We start from the raw sequence: 21918 nt of genomic DNA, 5'->3' as shown, positions 1-21918 counted from the left end.
CGAGCAGATGCACGTTTGATCTGGAGAATGACACCCCTTTTGAGTGGCCGACCATCGGAATACTTGCCAGAAACTTTGCGTAAAGGCCCTGAAAGCACAGACGGCACAGATGGCAAGCACAGAACGGGCACAAAATGGTGTCCGTAGGGCTTGAGGCGGAGCGGGAAGATACCCGCAACGCCCCCGCACCGCTAGCCGTCTGACGACTTGCCACCCGAACGAGTCGCACCCGCCGTGGCACCCGTCTTGACTCCACCGTCCTTGCCGCCCGACGGGGCCTCAAAAGACTCCAACGCCACCAGGACGTCCTGGACACGGGAGATCTCGGCATTGATGTCCTCGCGGCGCCGGACCAGCACCTCCAGCTCGCGCTTGCCCTCCTCGACCGTGCGGCGCGCCTCGCGGATCGCCTCGGCCTTCAGCTCCTCGGCCTCACGGACGAGCGTGGACTTCTTCTGCTCGGCCTCCTTCAGGAGACCCTCGGCCTTCTTCACCGCCGCGATACGGACCTTGCCGGCTTCGGAGTTGGCCTCGGAAACGATCTCCTTGGCCTTCGACGTCGCCTTCTCCAACTGCTCCTCGGCGGCTTTGATCAACGCGTCACAACGGTCACCGGTCGATTTCATCGTCTCGGCGGCCTCACGGCGGGCCCGCGTGTGCAGCGCCTCGATCTCGGCGGTGATGCGGTCCCGCAGCTCCTCGGCCCGCTCCCTTATCGCGGTCGCGTCCCGGCGCGCCCCGACCAGCAGCTCGTCGGCGTCCGTACGGGCCTTCTCCACCGTGGAGTTGCCCTCGACGGTCGCCTCGGCGACCAGCCGGTCGGCCTCCTTGCGGGCCGCCCCGACCATGGAGTCGGCCTGCCCCTCGGCGTCCGCGGTGGTCTTCAGGGCCTGCGACTGCGCCTCGGCGAGCAGCTTGTCGGCCTCGGCCGCCGTCTCCGTGATGAGCGTGTCGACCTGCTCGGCGGCCTCGGAGCGCCGCTTGTTGGCGTCCTTGCGGGCCGCGTCGAGCGTGTTGTCGGCCTCCTCGCGGGCGTGCGCCATGAGCCGGTCGGCCTCCGCCTCCGCCTCGGCCCGCGCGCGCTCGGCGTCGGCCCGCACCCGCTCGGCGTGCGCCTGCGCGGAGCCCACCGTCTCGGCGGCCTCGGCCCGCAGCCGCTCGGCCTCGTCGGTGGCCTCGCCGATCAGCCGGTCGGCCTGGGCGACGGACTCGGCCCGTACGCGCTCGGCCTCCTCGTTGGTCTCCCGCGTCAGCCGCTCCGCCTCGGCCGTCACCTCGGTGATGAGGGTGTCGGCCTGGGTGGCCGCGTCCGACCGCATGCGGTTGGCGTCGTCGCGGGCCTCCGCGCGGGTGCGCGAGGCGTCCTGGTCGGCCCGCGCGATGGCGTCCGACGCCTCCGTACGGACCCGCTGGGCGTGCTCGGACGCCTCCGAACGGATGCGCTCCGCCTCGCCGATGGCCTCCGCGACCGTGCGCTCGGCGAGCGCCTTGGCGGCCTCCGTCTCGTCCCGCGCCTCACGGCGGACCCGGCCCGCGTCCTCGGCGGCCCGCTCGCGCTCGGCGTAGGCGTCGGCGCGGACCCGGTCCGACTCCTCCTCCGCCTCCCTGCGCATCCGGTCCACCACGTGCTCGGCGGTGTTGCGCAGCCCGGCGATCTCCTCCTGGGCCTGCTCGTGCAGCCCGGCGACGGACTCCCGGACCTGCTGGGCGTGCGTCTCGGCCGCCGACACCATCTCGCCGGCGCGCCGCTCGGCCTCCTCGACCAGCCGTACGGCCTCGGCCTGCGCCTCCTCCACCCGGGTGCGCGCCGAGGCCAGCAGCTCCTCGCTCTGCTCGCGGGCCCGACGACGCTCCTGGTCGGCCTCCTGCCGGGCCGCGCCGAGCAGCTCCTCGGCCTCGCGGCGGCGCCGGGCGGCCTCCTCCTGCGCGGCGGCCAGGGTCTCGGACGCCTCCGTGGCGAGCCGCTCGGCCGCGGCCTGAGCCTCCGCACGTACCCGGTCGGCGGTGTCCTTCGCCTCGGACTTCAGCCGCTCCGCCTCGGCCGCGGCCTCCGACCGCAGCCGTACGGCGACGGACTCGCCCTCGGCGCGGGACGCGGACGCGTCGGCGGCGGCCTCGTCACGCAGCCGCTCGGCCTCGGCCGCGGCCTGCGCCTGGAGCGTACGGATGCGCTCGGCCGCCTCGGAGCGCAGCCGGTCGCTCTCCTCGCCCGCCTCGCGGCGGATCCGCTCGGCCTCGGCACGGGCGTCGGTGAGCGCCTCCTCGGCGGAGGCCAGCCGGCTCTCGGCCTCGGTGTGCAGCCGGGTCAGCTCCTCGGCCGCCTCGGCCTTGCGGGCCTCGACGCCCCGCTCGGTCTCCTCGCGCAGCTCGGCGGCGGCGCGCTCGGCCTCGGCCTTCAGCTCCTCGGTCTGCTCGGCGGCCTCGGCGCGATAGCGCTCGGCCTCCTTGCGGGTGCGCTCTAGGGTCTCCTCGGCCTGGCGGCGCAGCGTGGACGCGCGTTCGATGGCTTCGGTGCGGACCTTCTCGCTGTCCGCGGTGGCGCTCTGCCGCAGCTCGTCGGCGTCCGTGCGGGCCTTGGCGAGCAGCTCCTCGGCGGTCTTGGCCGCCTCCTCGATCTGCTGGACGGCCTCGCGCCGGGCCTCGGAGCGGATCCGCTCGCCCTCGGCGACCGCGTCGGAGCGCAGCTGCTCGGCCTCGCCGCGCAGCCGGCGCGCCTCCTCCTGCAGCTCGACCGTCTTGGCGCGGTACTCCTCGGTGTCGTCCTTCGCCGTGCCCTTGAGCTGTTCGGCGAGGTCGTGCGCCTCGGCGCGCAGCCGGTCCGCCTCGGCCTCGGCCTCGGCGCGGATGCGCTCGGCCTCCTCTATGGCGGCCTTGGTGGTGCTGCGGGCCTCCTCGGACGCCTTGTTCAGCACGTCCTCGGCGGTCTTGGCGGTCTTGGCGAGGGCGGAGGCGGACTCCTCCGCGGTGATCGAGCGGGCCTTCTCGGAGGCCTCGGCGACGATCTTCTCGGCCTGGGCCTTGGCGTCGGCGACCACCTCCTCGGCGGACGCCTTGGTGGCCTCGGCCTCCTTCGTGGCCTCCTCGACCAGCCGGGCGACCTGCTCCTTGGCCGTCCGCGTGCGCTGCTCGTTGGTCGACTCGGCGCCGGCGACGGACTTGGCCGCGTTCTCCTTCGCCTCCGTGACCAGCTTCTCGGCCTCGGCGCGGGCCTCGCGCAGCGCCGTCTCCGCCTCCGCCATCCGCTGCTCGGCGGTCCGGCTCAGCTCGGACGCCTGGCGGCGGGCGGAGTCCGACTCGGTGGCGGTGGAGGTGCGCAGCTGCTCGGCGTGCTCGGTGGCCTCCTGCGCCTGGGTGGAGGCCGCGTTCAGCAGCCGCTCCGCCTCGGCGCGGGCCCGGCGCAGGATCTGGTCGGCCTCGCCGCGGGCGGCCTCGGCGTCGCTCTGCAGCCGCTGGCGGGCCTCGGTGGCGAGCCGTTCCGCCTCGGCGCGGGCGGCGGCCAGCGCCTGTTCGGCCTCCGCGCGGGACTCGTCGACGAGCCGACGGGCCTGGGCCTCGCTGCGGGCGCGCAGCTGTTCGGCCCACGCCACGTTCTCGTTGACGTGCGACTCGACCGTCTGGCGGCGCTCGGACAGCTCCTGGTCGAGCTGCTGGCGACGGGTGACCGCCTCCTGGTGCAGCTCCGCCTGGAGGCGCGCGGCCTGCTCGGCGTGCTCCTGGAGGATGCGCTGGGTCTGCGCCCGGGCCTGGCTCAGCTCGCGCTCGGCGTCCGTGCGCAGCTGGTCGGCCTGCATCTGGGCCTGGCGGAGCATCTGCTCGGCCTGGTACCCGAGGTCGCCCCCGGTGTCGTAGGCGGGCCGGGACATGAGGGTGCGGCGCGCCTCGTGCAGCTTGGCGCGCAGCACCTCGACCTGGTAGCCGAGGTCCTCGGCGTGCTGGATCGCCTTTTCCCGCTCGGTCTTCAGCCGCTCCATCTCGGCCTCGAACCGAGAGAGGTGGTCGACGTCAGCCGCCGGCTCTCGCTCCTGGCGTTCGTAGCCCCGCACTGCGCGGTCCCATCCGTCCCCTGGTCGCAACCTCTGGCAAACGAGCTCCGTCCAACCGCCGAACGGGGCCCCCGGGGAATGGTGTCAGATCAACGGCGGAGCACGGGCTGCCGCCCTCACCCTCGTCCCCCGAAACCTGGACCCCGGCCCTCGGACAGCCGCTGGTGGATCGCCGCGGTGCCCTTGGATCCCGCTCGTCGGAAGGCGGCGGAACCCGGGCCGTCCCCCTCGAAGGCGACGGCCGACCCCAACCCTACCGGCCCATATGTACGGGGGTCAGTGCTCAGGTGACTCAACTGGCGCCGAAGTGACCAGTTCTGTCAGTACGCCATGGCAATCCTTGGGGTGCAGAAACGTGATCCGTGACCCCATGGAACCGACTCGCGGCTCCTCGTACAGGACGCGTACGCCCTTGTCCTTGATCGCGGCCGCCTCGCCGTCCACGTCCGCCGTGCCGAAGGCGATGTGGTGGACGCCCTCGCCGTTCTTGGCCAGCCACTTCGCGACGGTGGAGTCCTCGCGGGTGGGCTCCAGGAGCTGCAGGTAGGAGGCGCCGCCGTCGTCCGTGCTGTTGATCCTGAGCATGGCCTCGCGCACGCCCTGCTCCTCGTTGACCTCGGAGTGGTACACCTCGAAGCCGTAGGTGGCCCGGTAGAACTCGACGGTCCTGTCCAGGTCGAAACAGGCGATTCCGATGTGGTCGATTCGCGTCAGCATGGTGTCAGTGCAGCGCCCCGGCGCCGGTTACGCAACGTGCGCGCGATCACACCGACAGCCCGGTGACGGCACGGAGTGCCACTCAGTACATTCGAAGTAAACCCTCGTTCACTCACTTCTCGGCCGTGCAGGCTGGAAGGGGATCGCACCTCATGACTGGAACGAACGGCAGGACCTCGGTGATCGTCGCGGGCGCCCGTACGCCCATGGGACGACTGCTCGGCTCGCTGAAGTCCTTCTCCGGAGCCGACCTCGGCGGATTCGCGATCAAGGCCGCCCTCGACCGCGCGGGCATCGGCGGCGACCAGGTGCAGTACGTGATCATGGGCCAGGTGCTCCAGGCCGGGGCGGGGCAGATCCCGGCGCGCCAGGCCGCGGTCAAGGCCGGCATCCCCATGAACGTGCCCGCGCTGACGATCAACAAGGTGTGTCTGTCGGGCCTCGACGCCATCGCGCTCGCGGACCAGCTGATCCGCGCCGGCGAGTTCGACGTGGTCGTGGCCGGCGGCCAGGAGTCCATGACGAACGCCCCCCACCTGCTCCCGAAGTCCCGTGAGGGCTACAAGTACGGGGCGATCCAGATGCTCGACGCGATGGCGCACGACGGGCTCACGGACTCCTTCGAGAACATCGCCATGGGCGAGTCCACCGAGAAGCACAACACGCGCCTCGGCATCCTGCGCCCCGAGCAGGACGAGATCGCCGCCCAGTCCCACCAGCGGGCCGCCGCCGCCCAGAAGAACGGCCTCTTCGAGGCGGAGATCACGCCGGTCGAGATCCCGCAGCGCAAGGGCGAGCCGGTCCTTTTCAGCCAGGACGAGGGCATCCGCGGTGAGACCACCGCCGAGTCCCTGGCCAAGCTGCGGCCGGCCTTCGCCAAGGACGGCACGATCACGGCCGGCTCCGCCTCGCAGATCTCCGACGGCGCGGCGGCCGTGGTCGTCATGAGCAAGGAGAAGGCGCAGGAGCTGGGTCTGACCTGGCTGGCCGAGATCGGCGCGCACGGCAACGTCGCGGGCCCGGACAACTCCCTGCAGTCGCAGCCCTCGAACGCGATCCTGCACGCCCTGAAGAAGGACGGCCTGGACGTCGCCGACCTCGACCTGATCGAGATCAACGAGGCGTTCGCCGCGGTCGCCGTGCAGTCAATGAAGGACCTCGGCGTTTCCCCCGAAAAGGTGAACGTCAACGGGGGCGCGATCGCCCTCGGGCACCCCATCGGCATGTCCGGCGCCCGACTCGTCCTGCACCTGGCCCTGGAGCTGAAGCGGCGCGGCGGCGGTGTCGGCGCGGCCGCGCTGTGCGGCGGCGGCGGACAGGGTGACGCGCTGGTCGTGCGGGTGCCCAGGGCCTGAGTCCCCGGCGGGGCCTTCTTCGTGAACGGAGCTGTGATGCAGGACGTCTCCACCCTGGTGACCCAGGCCAGGGAAGGCCGGCCGCGGGCCGTGGCCCGGCTGATCTCCCTGGTGGAGGGGGCGTCCCCGCAGCTCCGTGAGGTCATGGCGGAGCTGGCCCCGCTCACGGGCGGGGCGTACGTCGTCGGCCTCACCGGCTCGCCCGGCGTCGGCAAGTCCACGTCCACCTCGGCGCTGGTGACCGCGTACCGCAGGGTCGGGAAGCGGGTCGGGGTGCTGGCGGTGGACCCCTCCTCGCCCTTCAGCGGGGGCGCGCTGCTCGGGGACCGGGTGCGGATGTCGGACCATGCCTCCGACCCCGGGGTGTACATCCGTTCGATGGCGACACGGGGGCATCTGGGGGGTCTGGCGTGGGCCGCCCCGCAGGCGATCCGGGTGCTGGACGCGGCGGGCTGTGACGTGATCCTGGTCGAGACGGTCGGGGTCGGACAGTCCGAGGTGGAGATCGCCTCCCAGGCGGACACGTCCGTGGTGCTGCTCGCCCCCGGGATGGGGGACGGCATCCAGGCCGCCAAGGCCGGGATCCTGGAGATCGGCGACGTCTACGTCGTCAACAAGGCCGACCGGGACGGCGCCGACGCGACCGCGCGCGAGCTGAACCACATGCTGGGGCTGGGGGAGTCCCGGAAGCCGGGGGACTGGCGGCCCCCGATCGTCAAGACGGTGGCGGCGCGGGGTGAGGGGATCGACGAGCTCGTGGCGGCGCTGGAGAAGCATCGGGCGTGGATGGAGGAGCGGGGGGTGCTGGCCGAGCGGCGGCGCGTGCGGGCCTCTCGTGAGGTGGAGGCCATCGCGGTCACGGCGCTGCGATCGCGGATCGCGGACCTGCACGGTGACCGGCGGCTGTCCTCGCTGGCCGAGCGGATCGTGGCGGGGGAGCTCGATCCTTACCGGGCGGCGGACGAGCTGATGGCGGGGCTGACAGCGGGCTGACGGGGGGGCTGGCGGGAGGTGCGTTTTCGGGTGCGGGTGGGCGCGGGGCACTGCGCGACCGGCCCCCGCCCACCCGCACCCGCCATCGGACCTTCGCCCCCAAGGTCCTTCGCCGGCTGCTAGCTTGGCCGCATGTTCCTTCTTCGTGCGTAGAGGCGGACCCTTCCGCGGGCGACGTGTCGTCGCCGCGCGGGACATCGGTGTCCCCCTTTTCGCCTCCGAGTGAGGAACCTTTCGCATGTCCGCGACCATTCCGCGGCCGTCGTACGCCTCGGTGCTCCGCATCCCGTACGCCCGCCGCACCTTCGCCGCCGTACTCGTCGGCCGGCTCTCCTACGGCATGGTGTCCGTCGCCGTGCTGCTCGCCGTGTCCCGGACGACGGGGTCGTACGCCGTCGCCGGCACGGTGCTGGCCCTGTTCGGGGCCACCAGTGTCCTGCTGTCACCCGCGCGGGCGGCGCTCGTCGACCGGTACGGCCCCCGCCGCGCGCTGCTGCCGATGGCCTCGCTGTACGCCCTGCTGCTCGGCGCGCTGGCCGGGGCGAGCCGGCATCCGGGGGCGTCCGGGGCGCTGCTGGGGACCGTCGCCGCGGCGGCGGGGGCCTGTACGCCGCCGCTCGGACCGACGATGCGGACGGTGTGGAGCGAACTCACCGCCTCGGACGAGGGACTGCAGCGGCGCGCGTACAGCCTCGACGGGGTCGCGGAGGAACTGCTGTTCGTGTCGGGGCCGCTGGTGGTGGGCGTGATCGTGCAGGTCGCCTCCCCGGCCGCCGCCCTGGCCGTGGGGGCGCTGCTGGTCGTGACCGGGACGTTCGGCTTCGTGACCTCTCCGGCCGTGGCACGCACGCCGGGGCGCGCGCCGGAGCCGGAAAAGGGGGCCCGGGAACGGAAGCCGCGCACGGTGACCGGGATCGTGCCGCCGGTCGTCGCGGCCGCCGGGGTCGGACTGTCGATCGGCGCGCTGGACCTGCTGGTGCTGGCGTTCGCCGAGCACCACGGGCGCGGGGACACCGTCGTGGCCTGGATCTTCGCCGCGCTGTCCGCCGGGAGCGCGGTGGGCGGCCTGGTGTACGGCGCGGTCGACTGGCGCTCCGGTGCCCGTGTGCGGCTCTGCCTGCTGACGGCGGGCCTAGGCCTCGCGCTCGCCGGTGCCGGGCTCGCCCCGGGCCTGGCCGTGCTCACCGGCGCCGTGGTCTGCGCCGGTCTCTTCGTCGCCCCGGCGCTGACCACGGCGTACCTCGTCGCCGACGCCGCCGCCCCGGCCACCGCGCGCACCCAGGCCGGTGCCTGGGTCAACACCGCCGTGAACGCCGGTATCTCGGCGGGCGCGGCCGCCTCGGGCCTCTTGGTGGCCCACTTCTCCCCGGCCCTCGGCTTCGCCCTCGCGGGGGCCGCGGCCCTGCTCGCCGCGGCGGCCGTCGGTCTCGGGCTGTCCGGGGCGGGCACCGCGGCCTGAGACGACGGCAGAGGCACCCGGTGCCATGCGCCGGGTGCCTCTGCGTGTGGGGGGAGGGGGAAGCCTCGTGGTGCGGGGCGGGACGTCAGTCCTCGGTGCGGTCGGCGGTGACTTTGCCGGAGCCGAGGGCGACCCGCCAGTCGCTGCCGGTGCCGTCGGCGGCGGTGGTGTCGACCTCCCAGGCCCGGTCCGTGCTCTCCTCGTCGAGGTCGACGGAGGTCACCGTGCCCTTGGCGGCGGCGGCCTCGGCGGCCTCGGCGGCGGTCACCGAGGCGCCCTTCAGCGCGGCCCGGATCTGCCGGGTCTCGGCGGCGTCGTCCCCGTCGTCGTCCCGGTCGGCGTGCGAACCGAGCACCTTGCCGGTGCGGGGGTCGACCTGGACGCTGAACCAGTTGCCGCCGTCGGTCAGGACGTCGACGTCCCACACCAGGTTCGTGCCCTCGTCGTCGAGGTCGGCGGAGACCGCCGTACCGGCCTTCTCCTTCAGGGCCGTCGTGATCGCGTCGGCGGCCGTGACCTGGCCGGCCTTGGCCTCGGCGGCGTTCTCGGCCTTGTCCTCGGCGTCCTGGTCCGTGTCGCGGGCGGCCTGGTCCTCGGCCCTGTCCTCGGCCCGGTCCTCGGCCTTGTCCTGTGCGGTGTCGTCGGCGTCGTCGCGGTCGTCGCCGCGGTCGTCGTTCGACACCGACACGGTCTTCCCGGCCGGCGCCTCGTCGTCACCCGCGACCGCGATGGCGGTCGCGGTGCCGCCGCCGATCAGGGCGACGGCCGTGACGGTGGCGATGACGATGTTGCGCTTCATGGGATTCCTCCAGGATGCGACTGGCCGCGACCAGTAACGGATGATGTCGCCGGTTGCAGCGGGCTTGTCGGGCTCGTCGGCCTCGTCTGCTTTCGACGGGAACCAATCTGGCCGAGCGACGCTGAAGCGGACCTGAAGCCCCCTGAAGACCGCTTCAGGTTCGGTTTGCCAAGCTGAACGCATGCGCCTGTTGATCGTGGAAGATGAGAAGCGGCTCGCGGTGTCGCTGGCCAAGGGGCTGACGGCCGAGGGATACGCCGTGGACGTCGTCCACGACGGCGTCGAGGGCCTGCACCGCGCGAGCGAGGGGGCGTACGACCTCGTGATCCTCGACATCATGCTGCCCGGCATGAACGGCTACCGCGTGTGCGCCGCCCTGCGCGCCGCCGGCCACGACGTGCCGATCCTCATGCTCACCGCCAAGGACGGCGAGTACGACGAGGCGGAGGGCCTCGACACGGGCGCCGACGACTATCTGACCAAGCCGTTCTCCTACGTCGTCCTCGTGGCCCGGGTGAAGGCGCTGCTGCGGCGGCGCAACGCCTCGGGCGGCGCCTCGCCCGTGCACGAGGTCGGCGAGCTGAGGCTCGACACCGCCGCCCGCCGCGTGTTCCTCACCGAGGACGAGGTCTCCCTGACCACCAAGGAGTTCTCCGTCCTGGAGCAGCTGGTGCTCAGAGCCGGCGAGGTCGTCTCCAAGGCGGAGATCCTGGAGCACGTCTGGGACTTCGCCTACGACGGCGACCCGAACATCGTCGAGGTCTACATCAGCACCCTGCGCCGCAAGCTCGGGCCCACGCGCATCAAGACCGTGCGCGGCGCCGGCTACCGGCTGGAGGCCCGCCCGTGAAGCGCAGCCTGGGCTCGGTGCGGGCCCGCGCCACCCTCGCCGCGACCGTCGTCGTCGCCGTCGCCCTGGTCGCGGCGGGCGCCGCCGTCCTGCTCTCCCTGCGCTTCTCCCTCGTCGACAAGGCGGACACCGAGGCCGACTCCGTGGCCCGCAACGCCGCCTCGGCGCTGGCCAACGGGTTCGCCTACGACGAGCTGAGGCTGCCGGACGGCGACGAGAACCCCGTCGAGGTGCTGGACCGCGCGGAGAAGCCCGTCGCGGTCGGCGAGGACGTCGAGGCCATGAACGTGACCGCCGTCGCCTCGGACCGGCTGAACTCCGAGACCAACGACGACGCCGACGACCGCGCGGAGGGCGACAGGGACGCCGAGGACGAGGGCACGCTCGGCCCCCGCGAGGTCGCCGACGAGACCTGGTACGGCGAGGGCACCGCGACCGTCGAGGGGGTGACGGCCGACTACCGGTTCGCCGCCGTCGACGTGGTCACGCCCGCCGGCGTCCCGCTCACCGTCTACGCGGGCGCCCCGCTCGCCACCGAGGAGGACGCCGTCGGCACCGCGCTGACGACGATGCTCATCGGGCTGCCGCTGCTGCTGCTCACGGTCGGCGCGGTGACGTACGTCGTCACCCGGCGGGCCCTGCGTCCCGTCGAGGACATCAGGTCGGAGATGGCCGCCATCACCGCGTCCGAGGATCTCTCCCGGCGCGTGCCCGAGCCGGACACGCACGACGAGATCGCCCGCCTGGCGCGTACGACGAACGAGACGCTGGCCGCGCTGGAGACCTCGGTGGAGCGGCAGCGGGCGTTCGTCGCGGACGCCTCGCACGAGCTGCGCAGCCCGATCGCGTCGCTGCGCACCCAGCTCGAAGTGGGCGCGGCCCATCCGGAGCTGCTGGACCTGGAGGGGGCGGTCGAGGACACCGTACGGCTGCAGAGCCTCGCCGCCGACCTGCTGCTGCTGGCCCGGCTGGACGCGGGGGAGCGGCCGCCGCCGGAGGCGCGGTTCGACCTGGCGCAGGCCGTACGGGACGAGGTGGCGTCCCGGGAGGGCGTGGCCCTGGACGGCGACGGCCCGGTGGAGCTGCACGGTTCGCGCAACCAGATCCGCCGCGTGCTCGGCAACCTGCTGGACAACGCCCGCCGCCATGCCCGCGACCGGGTCGCGGTCACCCTGCGCACCGTCCCGGGCTGGGCGGTCCTCCAGGTCACGGACGACGGGGCGGGAGTTCCCGAGGCCGACCGTGAGCGCGTCTTCGAGCGCTTCGTCCGGCTGGACGACTCCCGGGCGAGGGACGACGGCGGCGCGGGCCTCGGCCTGGCCATCGCCCGGGACATCGCCGTACGCCACTCGGGGACCCTGACGGTCGGGGACGCGCCCGGCGGGGGAGCCCTGTTCGAACTGCGGCTGCCCCTGGAGACACCGGGGCGGGGGGCGACACCCGAGGATCCGCCGCGGGGGCGTCGCCAGTCGCGCCGGTCCCGGGGCCGCGGCTGACGCCCGGCCCCCGGCTCGTCCCGGTCACCGGGTCAGGGCCTGCCGCGGTGGCTCCGCAGGTGGTCCGCGATCGGCCCCAGCGACCGGTGCAGGTCGTCCAGCGACTCCTGGGGCAGCAGGTCGATGAAGTGCCGACGCACTGAGGCGACATGATGCGGTGCCACCCGCCGCATCGTCTCCAGGCCGTGCTCCGTCAGCACGGCGAACAGGCCGCGCCGGTCGGACTCGCAGTTCTCCCGGCGCACCAGGTCCGCGTTCTCCATGCGGGTGATCTGGTGCGAGAGGCGGCTCTTGGACTGGAGGGTGGCGGCGGCGAGGTCGCTCATCCGCATCCGGCGGCCCTCCGACTCGGAGAGGTTCACCAGGATCTCGTAGTCGTTCATCGTCAGGCCGAACGGCTGCAGGTCCCTTTCGAGCTGGTGGGTCAGCAGCCTGTTGACGTCCAGATGGGTGCGCCAGGCGCACTGCTCCGCATCGGTCAGCCAGCGCGTGGCCGTTTCGGTCTCCATGAATGAAGTCTACCTAAAATGTTGAAAGGCGAACTAGTGAGGGCGGGGTGGTTCCGGTCGTACGGACAGGTCGGGTCGTACGGGGGTGGAGCATGACAACGCGCACACGTTCGATGTCACACTCCGCAGACTACCGCTCACAGCCCGAAGCGACGCTGGAGGTCACCCAGCTGTCCGGGAAGGCGCGGTGCCCCCATCGGCTGTCCGTGGTGGCCGGGTACCCCACCGCCACCGGGTACGCCCGGCTCGTGCGGGACCACGCCCGTGGCCTGCTCCGCCATGAGGGTCTCGGAGGACTGCAGCAGTACCGTGCCGGCCCCGACGAACTCGAACTGGTGCTCCTCGCCGGAGGCGCCGCCGATGCCCGTCATCGCACGTAGGCCGCCCATCACGCCCGCCATGTAACCGTGGTCGTAGTGGTGGCAGGGCGAGGGGCAGTCGGCCCACCCGACCAGGGCCTGCGGGTCGACCCGGATGGGGGGTTCCATGAACACCACCGGGCCGTTGGAGGCCGCCACGAACTTGCCCGTTCCGATGAGGGTCAGGAAGCCCGGAACGATCGACTGCTTCAGCGCGAGACTTGGCTGAAAAGCGAGGAGATTGCCGGAGCGAATGGTCAGGTTGCCGTCCTCCAGGTCATACGAATTGACGTCGAAGGCCCGGTCGGCGAGGAGCATCTTGCCCGATCCCTCGGCCACGACCCAGTCGCTGGCGTGCAGAGGCGAATGGAACGACGTACGGACCAGACCGCCCAGACGGCCGTGCCCGATGCCGTTGAACTCCATCTGGCCGTAGTAGGCGATCATCTTGCCCTTCTGCAGGAACCACTGGCTCCCCTTGAGCTCCACGCAGAAGGTGTAGTTGTTGACGTTGTCGTCGGACGGCAGCGTCATCGGGTCGTGGACGGTCGGTCCGGCGACCGGGGCCCCGTACATGCTCACAGCTTCTCCTCCGAGGCCTGGACGTACACCGCACCACTGCCGCTCAGCTCCAGCTGGAACGCCTCGCCGGAGCCCCGGCCCACCATGTCGCGCCAGCCGAGCGCGGTGGAGAGCTTGTTGCGTACGTCGCCGTGGTGCGCCACGTACGCCTGCGGGTCGACATGGACCGGGCGCTGGGGCGTGATCGGGACCTCGATGACCCCGCCGTGCGCCATGACCGCGACCGCGCCGTGCCCCTTCAGGGTGGTGGTGAACAGGCCCTGGCCCGTCACCTGGCCCCGGACCATGCCCATGACGCCGCCCTGAGAGCCCATGAACATCGTGCCCTGCTGGAGGGTGCCGTCGAAGGCCAGCAGACGGTCGGCCTCCACGTAGAGCGTCTCGCCGGTCAGGCTGATCACCTGGATGTGGTGGCCGCCGTGCCCGAACAGCACCGTGCCGCTGCCCTCGACCGTCATCAGCGGGGTCGCCTCGCCGGCCACCCGGCGGCCGATCATCGAGGCGATTCCGCCCTGGCCGCCCTGCATGTTGGGGGTGAAGGACACCTCGCCCTTGTAGGCGAGCATCGCGCCGCGCTGGCTGAACAGCCGCTGGCCCGGCATCACGGTCGCCTCGATCATCTTCGAGTTGATCTCACGGAAGGCCATGTCAGACGTCCCCCGCCACCGTGTTGCGCTCGCTGGGCTGGACGTAGACGAGTCCGTCGCCCTCGAAGCGGATCTGGAAGGCCTCGCCGCCGCCCTCGCCCATGAGCGTGCGGAACGTCACACCGGACTGGAAGGACTGCTGGAGGTTGCCCTGGTGCGCGATGTACGCCCCCGGGTCGACCGTCAGCGGGTACTGGTGACTGACCCGCAGCACCACCGCCGGTCCGTCGGACATGATCGCCGCCTGGCCGTGGCCCTCTATGGTCGTGGTGAACAGGCCGTTGCCCTGCGAGGCGCCGCGCAGCCCCGTGAAGCTCGTGCCCGTACGCAGCCCGGAGTCCGTCGCGAGCAGATTGCTCGACTCCACGTACAGCTTGTCCCCCTGAAGATTCACCAGGTTGATCTCGGAGGCCCGGTCCGCGAACCAGCAGGTCCCCTGTCCGGTCACCTCCATCAACGTCATCTGTTCACCCGTGAGGCGGCGCGTCACCATCCCGCGCAGGCCCTCACCGCCGCCGCTCAGCTTCTTGAACGACATCTGACCGTCGTAGGCGACCATCGAGCCGTTCTTCGCCTTCACGGCGTCCCCGGTCATGTCGACGGCCAGCACTTTGCTGCCTTGAAGTCGGAACATTGCCACGGGAGGACGGTAACCGGCGGATGCCCGGACAGGACAGGCCCTTGAGGAGGATCTCGACCCCGAGGGGACCCCTGGGGGCACCCGTAGGTTGACGGATGCCAGAATGGACGACGCTTGTGCTTCCTTTCACAAGGGACAGCCGGGCCCCGCGACGACTCGCCCCGCCGACCTCACCGAAGGTGACCCGTGGACATACAGACCGCCTCCGCCCTGCGCCGCCTGCGCCTCGTCTCCGCCCCCGAGGCGGTCTCCTTCCTGCTGCTGCTCGTCTGCTCGGTGCTCAAGCGCACCACCGAGTTCAACGCGGTGCCGGTGATGGGCTGGGTCCACGCCATCCTGTTCCTGCTCTACCTGCTGTTCTGGGCCGACGCCTGGAACCGCACCAAGTGGCCGCTGAGGACCGCCGCGCTCTACTTCGCCCTCTCCGTCCTGCCCACCGGCGGCTTCTTCGCCGACCGCAAGCTCCGCAAGGAGGCCGAGAGCGCGGTCGGCGCGGCGCTCGCGGCCCGGGCGCAGGGCGAGGACGAGGGAGCGGTGAAAGCGTGATCGTCGCCTTCTCCGTGACCCCGCTGGGTGTCGGCGAGGACGTGGGCGAGTACGTCGCCGACGCCGTCCGCACGTGAAGGGCCCCCGTGCACCTCGGAGGAGCGCGCGGACGGGGCCGGGCGCCGACCCGCCGAGCTGTGTTGCTCGCCGTCGCTCAGCGGGTCTGGGCTCTACTCGTCGCGGGTCACGCGGGCATGGTCGGTGAACTCGCGCCGGAACAGCTCGTGTCCGGTGCGTCCGGTGTGCCGTAGCGCCCAGTCCTGGGCGTCGTCCGGGTCGCCCTGCGGGCCGGACGATTCCGCGCACTCGTACGTGGCACAGAACAGCTCGGCCGTGACGCCACCCTCCGGGGCGTGCCGGATCGTGTGGTTGACGTAACGCAGGACGGCCCTCACCCCGCCCACCTCCTGGAAGCGTTCACCTCGGCTACCTTGACGGGCAGTTCGTCGGACACTGTGGCCTCTCTGAGGGCCTGCAGGGGTGCGTTCCACTCGATGCCGCCACCGGGCGGGCGGAGTTGCACGTACGGGTTTTCTGAGCCCATGACCACGCCGAGGCGATCGTTGCCGACCTCAGGGGCGTCCTGGACTGTCATGAGTGCCCCCGACGGATGCCTTCGGCCAATTTAGACACGGTGTCGGCGTCGGCACACCCCATGTCCACCAGGGACAGCCCGGACGTGACGGCTGCCAGGTCATACGCAGCGAGGGCAACGTGATGCCCGCACCCGCCAGGGCCTCCCGCAGTTCCTCCGCCGCCCTGTCGGCACGCTGCCATGCGTAGTCTCTCTGCGTCACTGTCACGGTGCTCCCTCGCTCAGCTCACGCGTACGGTCCAGAGTCCGCGCATGGGGCGCTCGGGAAAACCGTTCGCTGCCTCTCACCATGGGTGGCTAATGTCCACCGGAGTGGACATCGAAGATCCCAAAGAACTGGTCCGGCGCGGTTACGACGCGCTCTCCCTTCGCTATGACCAGGCGTACGGCGCCGAAACGAAGTACCAGCCCTGGATCAGCGAACTATCTGGTCGTATCCCGGCTGGAGGCACGGTGCTGGATCTGGGGTGCGGAAGCGGGGTTCCCGTCGCCCGCGCCCTGGCGGCCGTAGGTCACCGTGTCACCGGCGTCGACATCAGTGAGGTGCAGATCCGCAGGGCCCGGGAGCTCGTGCCGCAGGCCGAGTTCATCCGCGCCGATGCCACGGCCGTGGACTTCGGGCCGGCCTCCTTCGACGCCGTCGTCTCCTTCTACGCACTGATCCACATCCCGCTTGAGGAACAGCTTCCGTTGCTGCAGAAGGTCGCCGGATGGCTGCGACCTGGCGGTTGGTTCCTGGGCACCACCGGCCATCGGGCCTGGACTGGCGTCGATGAGGACTGGCTGGGTGGCGGGGCCGCTATGTGGTGGAGCCACGCGGACGCCGCCACGAACCGGACCTGGATCACTCAAGCCGGCCTGATGGTCGCGCAGGAAGAGTTCGTGCCCGAAGGCGAGGGCGGGCACGCTCTGTTCTGGGCCAGACGCCGCTGATGTCCCTTCCCGGTCGCGGTCGCGGATGATCGACCGACAACATCAAGTGAGACAACTCCGTGGAAGTGCGGCTGGCGGACAACACCAGTTGAGACTCCGCCGAAGATCCGTCTCACCCTTCTTTACATCACCCCTGGTCACAGCCTCGGCCACGGGCAAGATCAAATTCTGCGACCCGGCCGGCCCTTGGCAACGCGGCTCCAACGAAAACACCAATGGCCTGCTCCGCCAGTACTTCCCCAAAGGCACCGACCTGGCGGTCCACGCACGCGAACACCTCGACGCCGTCGCTGCCGAACTCAACGGCCGCCCACGCAAAACGCTCGGCTGGGAAACCCCAGCCGAGCGCCTGCATAAACTACTCGCGGCCCGACCAGCACGATCACGTATTGCGACGATCCCTAGAAACCGCCATCAGGGTGTGCAACGGGCTGTGCGTGGTACTCGAGGCAGGGTTACAGGGCTTCACTCAAGGCGAGGCCGTCCAGTTCGGCTTCTGGCGCCTCCTCTGGCGTTGGTCCCCAAGTGATGGTCAGGCGGTCGGCCAGTTGCTTCGGGTGGAGCGTCACCCGCAACCCCATGCCCGCCAGGAGGCGGGACCGGTCCGGTACGTCGTACATCTCCCATGCCTGCGCCATGGTCCATCCGGTGGCCACCTGGACTTCCCGGACGTCCGGGTCATGCGCGGCCCTCAGGCGGGCGTACGTGTCCTCGAGGTCCTGGGCCAAGCTCTCCAGTGTCCCCAGCATCAGCGGGCCAGCGGTGGCCATGCGTGCGGCCAGACGCTCCGCCTGTTCCTTGGCTTCGAGCAGTTCGGCGGACAAGTCGTTGCCGCCCTCCAGACGGGTGACGGTCTCGGTGTAGGGGCCGAAGGTCGTCAGGAACTCCGACTCCACGCGGCCGTCCAGCGTCTCCGCGTAGATGGTGACGTGGCCCGCCTTGCAGCGGTACAGGGGGACGCCTTTGTCCGACGTGCCCCCGTTCAGCTTCCCTGCGCATCGGTGACAGAACGCCATGCCGGAACACATGGGCGTAGCGCGGCGCGGGGCGCGGTCCTGGCCGGTGGCCAGGGCCAGCATGCGCTCCCGGACCTTGAGCAACTCGGCGGCGGACAGGATCGGTTCGGCGAACTTCACGGGCGTGATGCCGTCCGCCTCGCAGACCAGTACGCCCTTGTGTGCGCGCTGGCCTCGCAGCGTGGGGGACTTCAGGAGGCGTCGCCATTGTGGCTCCGACAGGTCCGTCATGCGCGCCGTGGCCGCCACTGTGGAGCCGCTGACGAGAGCTGCGACGGCTTTGCGGATCTTCGCGGCCTGGTCGTCGTCGATGGCAAGATAAGCGGCACCGTCCCGCCGCTCGATGCGATAGCCGAACGAGGGTCGGCCCGAGGACCAGCGGCCTTGGCTTCGGCGTGTGGCGTGTCCGTCGGTGATGCGGGACGCGATCACGTTGCGCTCCCATTCGGCGAGCGCTGCCAGGACCGTGGCCACCATGCGCCCGGTCGCAGTCGTCGTGTCGATGGCGTTGTCCGTGGTGGCGATCGACGTGCCGTGCGCTTCGGCCCAGGCGACCAACTGCAGAAACTCGGACACGGACCTGGCGAAGCGGTCCAGCTTCCACGCCACGACCACGGTGGGGCGGGCGGCCATCAGGGCGGCCATGCCCTTACGTGCTTCCAGCGGCTTCGCACCGGACACGCCGGCGTCCATGTACTCAACGGCGTCCGCCGGGTCGTACCCGTGGGCGAGTAACCAGCGGTGAGTGAAGGACCTCTGGGTTTCAAGGCTGGCGCTGTCGTTGGACTCGCGTGACAGCCGGAGGTAGATGGCGATGACCGCCCGTTGTTCCGTCATGTACTCCAAGATAGGCATATTCTAGTGAAAGGGACGAGACTATGGACATAGTAGGGCGTGCCGTCGCCGCCGTCGAGGGGCGCGCAGCCCGGGTCTCGCTCGTCCTCAAGGTCGCATCCGCCCCGGTGTGACCGACGGCCTCTCGTCCAATATGGAGAAGGTGGAGTGCCGCCTGCCCGCCGGCCGGTAGAGCCGGCGGGTCACCACAGCCGTCGGCGCTACTGCCCGGCCGGCGGCCGCAGCCGGCATCGCTGCCCGCCCGGCCGTGTCGAACCCCGGTCCCCGGACCGGGGTTTTCGCGTCCCCACTGTTTGAGCGATCGCTCAAAACGTAGTACGGTCCTGTCCATCGGATTGAGCAGTCGCTCAAAAACGTCGCCGACCTGGGGGAACGCGAATGGGGCTCTACGTAGAGGCACGTGTCCGGGCCGATCTGGACGCACTGTGGACACACAGCCAGGACCCGGCCCTCCACCAGCGCTGGGACCTGCGCTTCACCGAGATCCGGTACCTCCCGCGCGCGGAGGGCGAGCCCCGGCGCTTCCGGTACGCCACCCGTGTCCTGCCCGGTCTGACGGTCGCCGGGACCGGTGTCTCGGCCGGTGAGCGGGAGCGGCCGGACGGCACCAGGACCTCGGCGCTGCGGTTCTCCTCCCCGCACCCCCTCTCCCTGCTCGCCGAGGGCAGCGGGTACTGGCGTTACGTGCCCGAGGGCGACGGCATCCGCTTCCTCACCGGCTACGACTACCGCCCCCGCTGGGGCCGCGCCGGCGCCCTCGCCGACCGGCTGCTGTTCCGCCCGCTCATGGGCTGGGCCACCGCCTGGTCCTTCGACCGGCTGCGCCTCTGGCTGGAGCGGGGCATCACCCCCGAGCGGGCCCTGCGCCACTGGCTCGCCGAAGCGGCCCTCCGGGCGCTGACGGTCGCGGCCGCCTGCGCCGGGCTGGCGTACGGGGCGCTGGTGGACCCGGCCGGACCCCTCGCCCCCCTGGCGCTGTTCGCGACACCGGTACTGGCGGTGTCGGCGATGCTGGCGGCCCTGCTCGTGCCGCCCCTGCCCGGCACCCCCTCCGCCCGCCGCTGTCTGCGGACCCCGCCCCCACGCGCGCGTGCGCCGCGTCTGCTCGCGACCCTGAAGGGATAGCCGCCATGCACGCCACGCACGCGGCGATTCCCCCGTCCTCGATCTTCCGGACGGTCATGGGCGCGGACTTCGACCGGCTCCACCCCGAACTGCGCCGGCGGTTCTCGGTCGGGCTGGCGAGCGGTGAGGCATGCACCGGCCGGGGGGTGATGGACCGGATCTGGCACGGACGGCGGCTGGTGAAGCCGTTCCTCGCGCTCGGCGGCACCCGCAACATCCTCGTTCCGCGCGAGGGGCGGGACGTCCCCTTCACCATCGAGAACGTGCCGTACGCCGACCGCTTCGGCCGTGAGACGGTGACCTTCGTGCGTACCTTCGACCTGCCCGGCCGGCCCCGCCGGTTCGACGCCCAGATGGTGCTGAGCCCCGAGGGCGACCGTGTCCTCGACTATCTCGGCACCCACCAGCACCTCGCCACCGACCTGCACTTCGGCGCCGAGCCCGACGGGTCGCTGCTGATCCGCTCCGGCGCGCACCGCTTCCGGGAGGGGCCGGTCGACGTGCGCGTCCCGGAACTCGTCGGCGGCGAGGCGGAGGTGCGGGAGCGGTTCGACGAACGGACAGGGCGATTCCGGATCCGGGTGCGGGTGGTGAACCGGCACTTCGGGCCGCTCTTCGGCTACGAGGGCTCGTTCGCGGCCACGTACGAGGACGTACGGGCGTGCGGGGTCCGGGCGGGGCTGCGGCCGGTCCGTGAGGAGGCGCGGGCGTGAGCGAGGCGACCCGGGTGAAGCTGCTGGAGGGCGCGCTGCGGACCCTCGTCGAGCAGGGGATCGCCAAGACGTCCGCCCGCACGATCGCCGCGACCGCCGGGGTGAACCAGGCGCTCGTCTTCTACCACTTCGGGTCCGTGGACGACCTCCTCGCGGCCGCCTGCCGGTACGGGGCGGAGCAGCGGGTCGCCCACCACCGCGAGCGCCTGGCGGAGATCGGCTCGCTCTCCGAACTGCTGGCCTTCGGGCGGGAGATGCACGCGGAGGAGAAGGCGCGGGGGCATGTGGCCGTCCTGGGGCAGCTCCTCGCGGGCGCGCAGACCCAGCCGCGGCTGGCGCCGGCCACGGCGGCGGGGCTGGACCTGTGGATCACGGAAGTGGAGGCGGTGCTGCGGCGGGTCCTGGCGGGCTCGCCGCTCGGCGAGTTCGCGGACGCGGGCGGGCTGGCGCGTGCCGTGGCGGCCTCGTTCGTGGGGCTGGAGCTGTACGAGGGGGTCGATCCCGAGGGGGCGGAGGCGGCGCTCGGCGCGCTGGAACAGCTCGCGGCGCTCGCGGCCGCGCTGGACGGCCTCGGGCCCGTGGCCCAGCGGGCGGTCCGCCACCACCTCCGCAGGACCGCGGCGCGGTGACGCGGGTCGGCCGGAGGGGTGTACGACGGCGGCGGGGGCGGGGCGGATCGGCGACGGCCGTGCGGGCCGGCGCCGGGGCGCGGGGGCCCGGTCGTACCGAAAAGCGAGACGGGGCTGACCAGCATGTGACCGGCCGGTAAGGTCGATGCCGTGCCGAAGCCGCTCAGCCTGTCCTTCGACCCCATCTCGCGCGCCGACGAGCACTGGAAGCAGCGCTGGGGAAGCGTCCCGTCGATGGCCGCGATCACCTCGATCATGCGCGCCCAGCAGATCCTGCTGGCGGAGGTCGACGCCGTGGTCAAGCCGTACGGGCTGACGTTCGCGCGGTACGAGGCGCTCGTGCTGCTCACCTTCTCCCAGAAGGGCGAGCTGCCGATGTCCAAGATCGGCGAGCGGCTGATGGTGCACCCGACGTCGGTGACCAACACCGTCGACCGCCTGGTGAGGTCCGGGCTCGTCGACAAGCGCCCCAACCCCAACGACGGCCGCGGCACCCTCGCCTCCATCACCGACAAGGGCCGCGAGGTCTGCGACGCCGCCACCCGCGACCTCATGTCCATGGACTTCGGCCTGGGCACCTACGACGCCGAGGAATGCGCCGAGATCTTCGCGATGCTCCGGCCGCTGCGGGTGGCGGCGGGGGACTTCGAGGAGAGCTGAGGCGGGCCGCCGAGGGGTGCGCGAAGATCGTTCGAAACCGGTGGTTACGCTCGTGTGCATGAAAAAGAGCGTGCTGACCCGCTACCGCGTCCTGGCCTACGTCACCGGTGTGCTGCTGGTCCTGCTGACCCTGGGCATGATCGGCAAGTACGTGCTGGAACTGGACGGAGCCGCGGACTTCACGTACGTCGTGAGCCTCGCGCACGGTTGGCTGTACGTCCTGTACCTGGTCTTCGCCTTCGACCTCGGCTCCAAGGCGAAGTGGCCGGTCAAGAAGCAGCTGTGGGTGCTGCTGGCGGGCACGATCCCGACGGCGGCCTTCTTCGTGGAGCGCAGTGTCAGCCGCGAGCTGGAGGCGAAGATCGCGGACGCCTCGTTCGCGACCGCCAAGGCGTAG

The 21918-nt window shown here is 71.6% G+C and carries 22 protein-coding genes and 3 pseudogenes; 15 read left to right on the top strand and 10 right to left on the bottom strand.

Annotation, left to right across the window (positions count from 1 at the left end):
- Nucleotides 1-191: 191 nt before the first annotated feature.
- Nucleotides 192-4043 (bottom strand): polarized growth protein Scy, encoded by a 3852-nt coding sequence (gene scy / locus PYR72_RS16570; protein WP_275456060.1) that lies wholly within the window; start codon nucleotides 4041-4043, stop codon nucleotides 192-194.
- Between the two features lie 276 nt (nucleotides 4044-4319).
- A complete protein-coding gene (gene mce / locus PYR72_RS16565) occupies nucleotides 4320-4760 on the bottom strand; it encodes a methylmalonyl-CoA epimerase (RefSeq protein WP_013000629.1) in 441 nt (146 codons plus the stop codon).
- A gap of 152 nt (nucleotides 4761-4912) precedes the next feature.
- On the opposite strand from mce, the gene PYR72_RS16560 reads away from it, so the two are divergent.
- The 3 genes from PYR72_RS16560 to PYR72_RS16550 all read left to right on the top strand — a co-directional run bounded on the left by PYR72_RS16560 (nucleotide 4913) and on the right by PYR72_RS16550 (nucleotide 8567).
- Nucleotides 4913-6115, top strand: coding sequence for an acetyl-CoA C-acetyltransferase (locus tag PYR72_RS16560; RefSeq protein WP_275456059.1), 1203 nt, complete (start codon nucleotides 4913-4915; stop codon nucleotides 6113-6115).
- A gap of 36 nt (nucleotides 6116-6151) precedes the next feature.
- The gene (meaB, locus tag PYR72_RS16555) at nucleotides 6152-7108 is read left to right on the top strand and encodes a methylmalonyl Co-A mutase-associated GTPase MeaB (protein ID WP_275456058.1); all 957 of its coding nucleotides are present in this window, start codon (nucleotides 6152-6154) and stop codon (nucleotides 7106-7108) included.
- Nucleotides 7109-7346: 238 nt separating this feature from the next.
- On the top strand, nucleotides 7347-8567 hold the full coding sequence (locus PYR72_RS16550) for an MFS transporter (protein WP_275456057.1): 1221 nt from the start codon (nucleotides 7347-7349) through the stop codon (nucleotides 8565-8567).
- Between the two features lie 85 nt (nucleotides 8568-8652).
- On the opposite strand, the gene PYR72_RS16545 is transcribed toward PYR72_RS16550, so the two are convergent.
- Nucleotides 8653-9366 (bottom strand): PepSY domain-containing protein, encoded by a 714-nt coding sequence (locus tag PYR72_RS16545; RefSeq protein WP_275456056.1) that lies wholly within the window; start codon nucleotides 9364-9366, stop codon nucleotides 8653-8655.
- A 181-nt stretch (nucleotides 9367-9547) separates the two neighbouring features.
- On the opposite strand from PYR72_RS16545, the gene PYR72_RS16540 reads away from it, so the two are divergent.
- The gene (locus tag PYR72_RS16540; RefSeq protein ID WP_275456055.1) at nucleotides 9548-10216 is read left to right on the top strand and encodes a response regulator transcription factor; all 669 of its coding nucleotides are present in this window, start codon (nucleotides 9548-9550) and stop codon (nucleotides 10214-10216) included.
- Nucleotides 10213-11712, top strand: a complete 1500-nt coding sequence (locus tag PYR72_RS16535; RefSeq protein WP_275456054.1) for a HAMP domain-containing sensor histidine kinase — start codon at nucleotides 10213-10215, stop codon at nucleotides 11710-11712. Before PYR72_RS16540 ends, PYR72_RS16535 begins: the two co-directional genes overlap by 4 nt.
- Nucleotides 11713-11744: 32 nt before the next feature.
- On the opposite strand, the gene PYR72_RS16530 is transcribed toward PYR72_RS16535, so the two are convergent.
- From PYR72_RS16530 to PYR72_RS16515, 4 genes are all read right to left on the bottom strand, one after another.
- Entirely contained in the window at nucleotides 11745-12221 is a 477-nt protein-coding gene (locus PYR72_RS16530; RefSeq protein ID WP_013000622.1) for a MarR family transcriptional regulator, read from the bottom strand.
- A gap of 137 nt (nucleotides 12222-12358) precedes the next feature.
- Nucleotides 12359-13156, bottom strand: coding sequence for an AIM24 family protein (locus PYR72_RS16525; RefSeq protein WP_275460428.1), 798 nt, complete (start codon nucleotides 13154-13156; stop codon nucleotides 12359-12361).
- 2 nt (nucleotides 13157-13158) lie between these two features.
- Complete coding sequence (locus tag PYR72_RS16520; RefSeq protein WP_013000620.1) at nucleotides 13159-13809, bottom strand: AIM24 family protein; 651 nt, start codon at nucleotides 13807-13809, stop codon at nucleotides 13159-13161.
- A gap of 1 nt (nucleotide 13810) precedes the next feature.
- Entirely contained in the window at nucleotides 13811-14443 is a 633-nt protein-coding gene (locus PYR72_RS16515; RefSeq protein WP_059083645.1) for an AIM24 family protein, read from the bottom strand.
- Nucleotides 14444-14635: 192 nt separating this feature from the next.
- Here PYR72_RS16515 and PYR72_RS16510 point away from each other — a divergent pair, with 192 nt between their 5' ends.
- Both PYR72_RS16510 and PYR72_RS16505 read left to right on the top strand, forming a co-directional pair.
- Nucleotides 14636-14995, top strand: a complete 360-nt coding sequence (locus tag PYR72_RS16510) for a DUF3817 domain-containing protein (RefSeq protein WP_275456053.1) — start codon at nucleotides 14636-14638, stop codon at nucleotides 14993-14995.
- Nucleotides 14992-15066: pseudogene (locus PYR72_RS16505) on the top strand (thiamine-binding protein); the annotation flags it as partial. The gene PYR72_RS16510 and the pseudogene PYR72_RS16505, both read left to right, overlap by 4 nt.
- A 99-nt stretch (nucleotides 15067-15165) precedes the next feature.
- Here PYR72_RS16505 and PYR72_RS16500 read toward each other — a convergent pair.
- Together PYR72_RS16500 and PYR72_RS16495 are read right to left on the bottom strand one after the other, a co-directional pair.
- Nucleotides 15166-15390 (bottom strand): hypothetical protein, encoded by a 225-nt coding sequence (locus tag PYR72_RS16500; RefSeq protein WP_275456052.1) that lies wholly within the window; start codon nucleotides 15388-15390, stop codon nucleotides 15166-15168.
- On the bottom strand, nucleotides 15387-15590 hold the full coding sequence (locus PYR72_RS16495) for a hypothetical protein (protein WP_275456051.1): 204 nt from the start codon (nucleotides 15588-15590) through the stop codon (nucleotides 15387-15389). The genes PYR72_RS16500 and PYR72_RS16495 overlap by 4 nt, the downstream gene beginning before the upstream one ends.
- 312 nt (nucleotides 15591-15902) lie before the next feature.
- Between PYR72_RS16495 and PYR72_RS16490 the strand changes: the two genes are divergently transcribed.
- Together PYR72_RS16490 and PYR72_RS16485 are read left to right on the top strand one after the other, a co-directional pair.
- Nucleotides 15903-16523, top strand: a complete 621-nt coding sequence (locus PYR72_RS16490; protein WP_275456050.1) for a class I SAM-dependent methyltransferase — start codon at nucleotides 15903-15905, stop codon at nucleotides 16521-16523.
- Between the two features lie 157 nt (nucleotides 16524-16680).
- Nucleotides 16681-16893 (top strand): annotated as a pseudogene (locus PYR72_RS16485) (IS30 family transposase); the annotation flags it as partial.
- Nucleotides 16894-16978: 85 nt separating this feature from the next.
- On the opposite strand, the gene PYR72_RS16480 reads toward PYR72_RS16485, so the two are convergent.
- Nucleotides 16979-18376 carry a recombinase family protein gene (locus PYR72_RS16480; RefSeq protein WP_275460427.1) on the bottom strand — a complete coding sequence of 466 codons (1398 nt, stop codon included), beginning with the start codon at nucleotides 18374-18376 and terminating at the stop codon, nucleotides 16979-16981.
- 32 nt (nucleotides 18377-18408) lie between these two features.
- Between PYR72_RS16480 and PYR72_RS16475 the strand changes: the two are divergent.
- The 6 genes and pseudogenes from PYR72_RS16475 to PYR72_RS16450 all read left to right on the top strand — a co-directional run.
- Nucleotides 18409-18566 (top strand): annotated as a pseudogene (locus tag PYR72_RS16475) (thiamine-binding protein); the annotation flags it as partial.
- Nucleotides 18567-18772: 206 nt separating this feature from the next.
- Nucleotides 18773-19519, top strand: a complete 747-nt coding sequence (locus PYR72_RS16470) for a hypothetical protein (RefSeq protein WP_275456049.1) — start codon at nucleotides 18773-18775, stop codon at nucleotides 19517-19519.
- Between the two features lie 5 nt (nucleotides 19520-19524).
- Nucleotides 19525-20232 (top strand): DUF4166 domain-containing protein, encoded by a 708-nt coding sequence (locus PYR72_RS16465; protein WP_275456048.1) that lies wholly within the window; start codon nucleotides 19525-19527, stop codon nucleotides 20230-20232.
- Complete coding sequence (locus tag PYR72_RS16460) at nucleotides 20229-20861, top strand: TetR/AcrR family transcriptional regulator (protein WP_275456047.1); 633 nt, start codon at nucleotides 20229-20231, stop codon at nucleotides 20859-20861. The genes PYR72_RS16465 and PYR72_RS16460 overlap by 4 nt, the downstream gene beginning before the upstream one ends.
- Before the next feature lie 150 nt (nucleotides 20862-21011).
- On the top strand, nucleotides 21012-21521 hold the full coding sequence (locus PYR72_RS16455) for a MarR family transcriptional regulator (protein WP_013000613.1): 510 nt from the start codon (nucleotides 21012-21014) through the stop codon (nucleotides 21519-21521).
- Nucleotides 21522-21579: 58 nt separating this feature from the next.
- A complete protein-coding gene (locus PYR72_RS16450) occupies nucleotides 21580-21918 on the top strand; it encodes a DUF3817 domain-containing protein (RefSeq protein WP_275456046.1) in 339 nt (112 codons plus the stop codon).

This window comes from Streptomyces sp. VNUA24 (assembly GCF_029167005.1).
GTDB lineage: Bacteria > Actinomycetota > Actinomycetes > Streptomycetales > Streptomycetaceae > Streptomyces > Streptomyces scabiei.
This window is presented reverse-complemented; position numbering and strand designations above follow the sequence as displayed.

Bases quoted from the DNA above. Each gene is read 5' to 3' on its own strand.
- PYR72_RS16545 (WP_275456056.1), bottom strand. From the start codon at position 9,366: ATGAAGCGCAACATCGTCATCGCCACCGTCACGGCCGTCGCCCTGATC.
- PYR72_RS16480 (WP_275460427.1), bottom strand. From the start codon at position 18,376: ATGACGGAACAACGGGCGGTCATCGCCATCTACCTCCGGCTGTCACGC.
- PYR72_RS16560 (WP_275456059.1), top strand. From the start codon at position 4,913: ATGACTGGAACGAACGGCAGGACCTCGGTGATCGTCGCGGGCGCCCGT.
- PYR72_RS16530 (WP_013000622.1), bottom strand. From the start codon at position 12,221: ATGGAGACCGAAACGGCCACGCGCTGGCTGACCGATGCGGAGCAGTGC.
- PYR72_RS16470 (WP_275456049.1), top strand. From the start codon at position 18,773: ATGGGGCTCTACGTAGAGGCACGTGTCCGGGCCGATCTGGACGCACTG.
- PYR72_RS16515 (WP_059083645.1), bottom strand. From the start codon at position 14,443: ATGTTCCGACTTCAAGGCAGCAAAGTGCTGGCCGTCGACATGACCGGG.
- mce (WP_013000629.1), bottom strand. From the start codon at position 4,760: ATGCTGACGCGAATCGACCACATCGGAATCGCCTGTTTCGACCTGGAC.
- PYR72_RS16495 (WP_275456051.1), bottom strand. From the start codon at position 15,590: ATGACAGTCCAGGACGCCCCTGAGGTCGGCAACGATCGCCTCGGCGTG.
- meaB (WP_275456058.1), top strand. From the start codon at position 6,152: ATGCAGGACGTCTCCACCCTGGTGACCCAGGCCAGGGAAGGCCGGCCG.
- PYR72_RS16465 (WP_275456048.1), top strand. From the start codon at position 19,525: ATGCACGCCACGCACGCGGCGATTCCCCCGTCCTCGATCTTCCGGACG.
- PYR72_RS16540 (WP_275456055.1), top strand. From the start codon at position 9,548: ATGCGCCTGTTGATCGTGGAAGATGAGAAGCGGCTCGCGGTGTCGCTG.
- PYR72_RS16550 (WP_275456057.1), top strand. From the start codon at position 7,347: ATGTCCGCGACCATTCCGCGGCCGTCGTACGCCTCGGTGCTCCGCATC.
- PYR72_RS16520 (WP_013000620.1), bottom strand. From the start codon at position 13,809: ATGGCCTTCCGTGAGATCAACTCGAAGATGATCGAGGCGACCGTGATG.
- PYR72_RS16525 (WP_275460428.1), bottom strand. From the start codon at position 13,156: ATGTACGGGGCCCCGGTCGCCGGACCGACCGTCCACGACCCGATGACG.
- PYR72_RS16450 (WP_275456046.1), top strand. From the start codon at position 21,580: ATGAAAAAGAGCGTGCTGACCCGCTACCGCGTCCTGGCCTACGTCACC.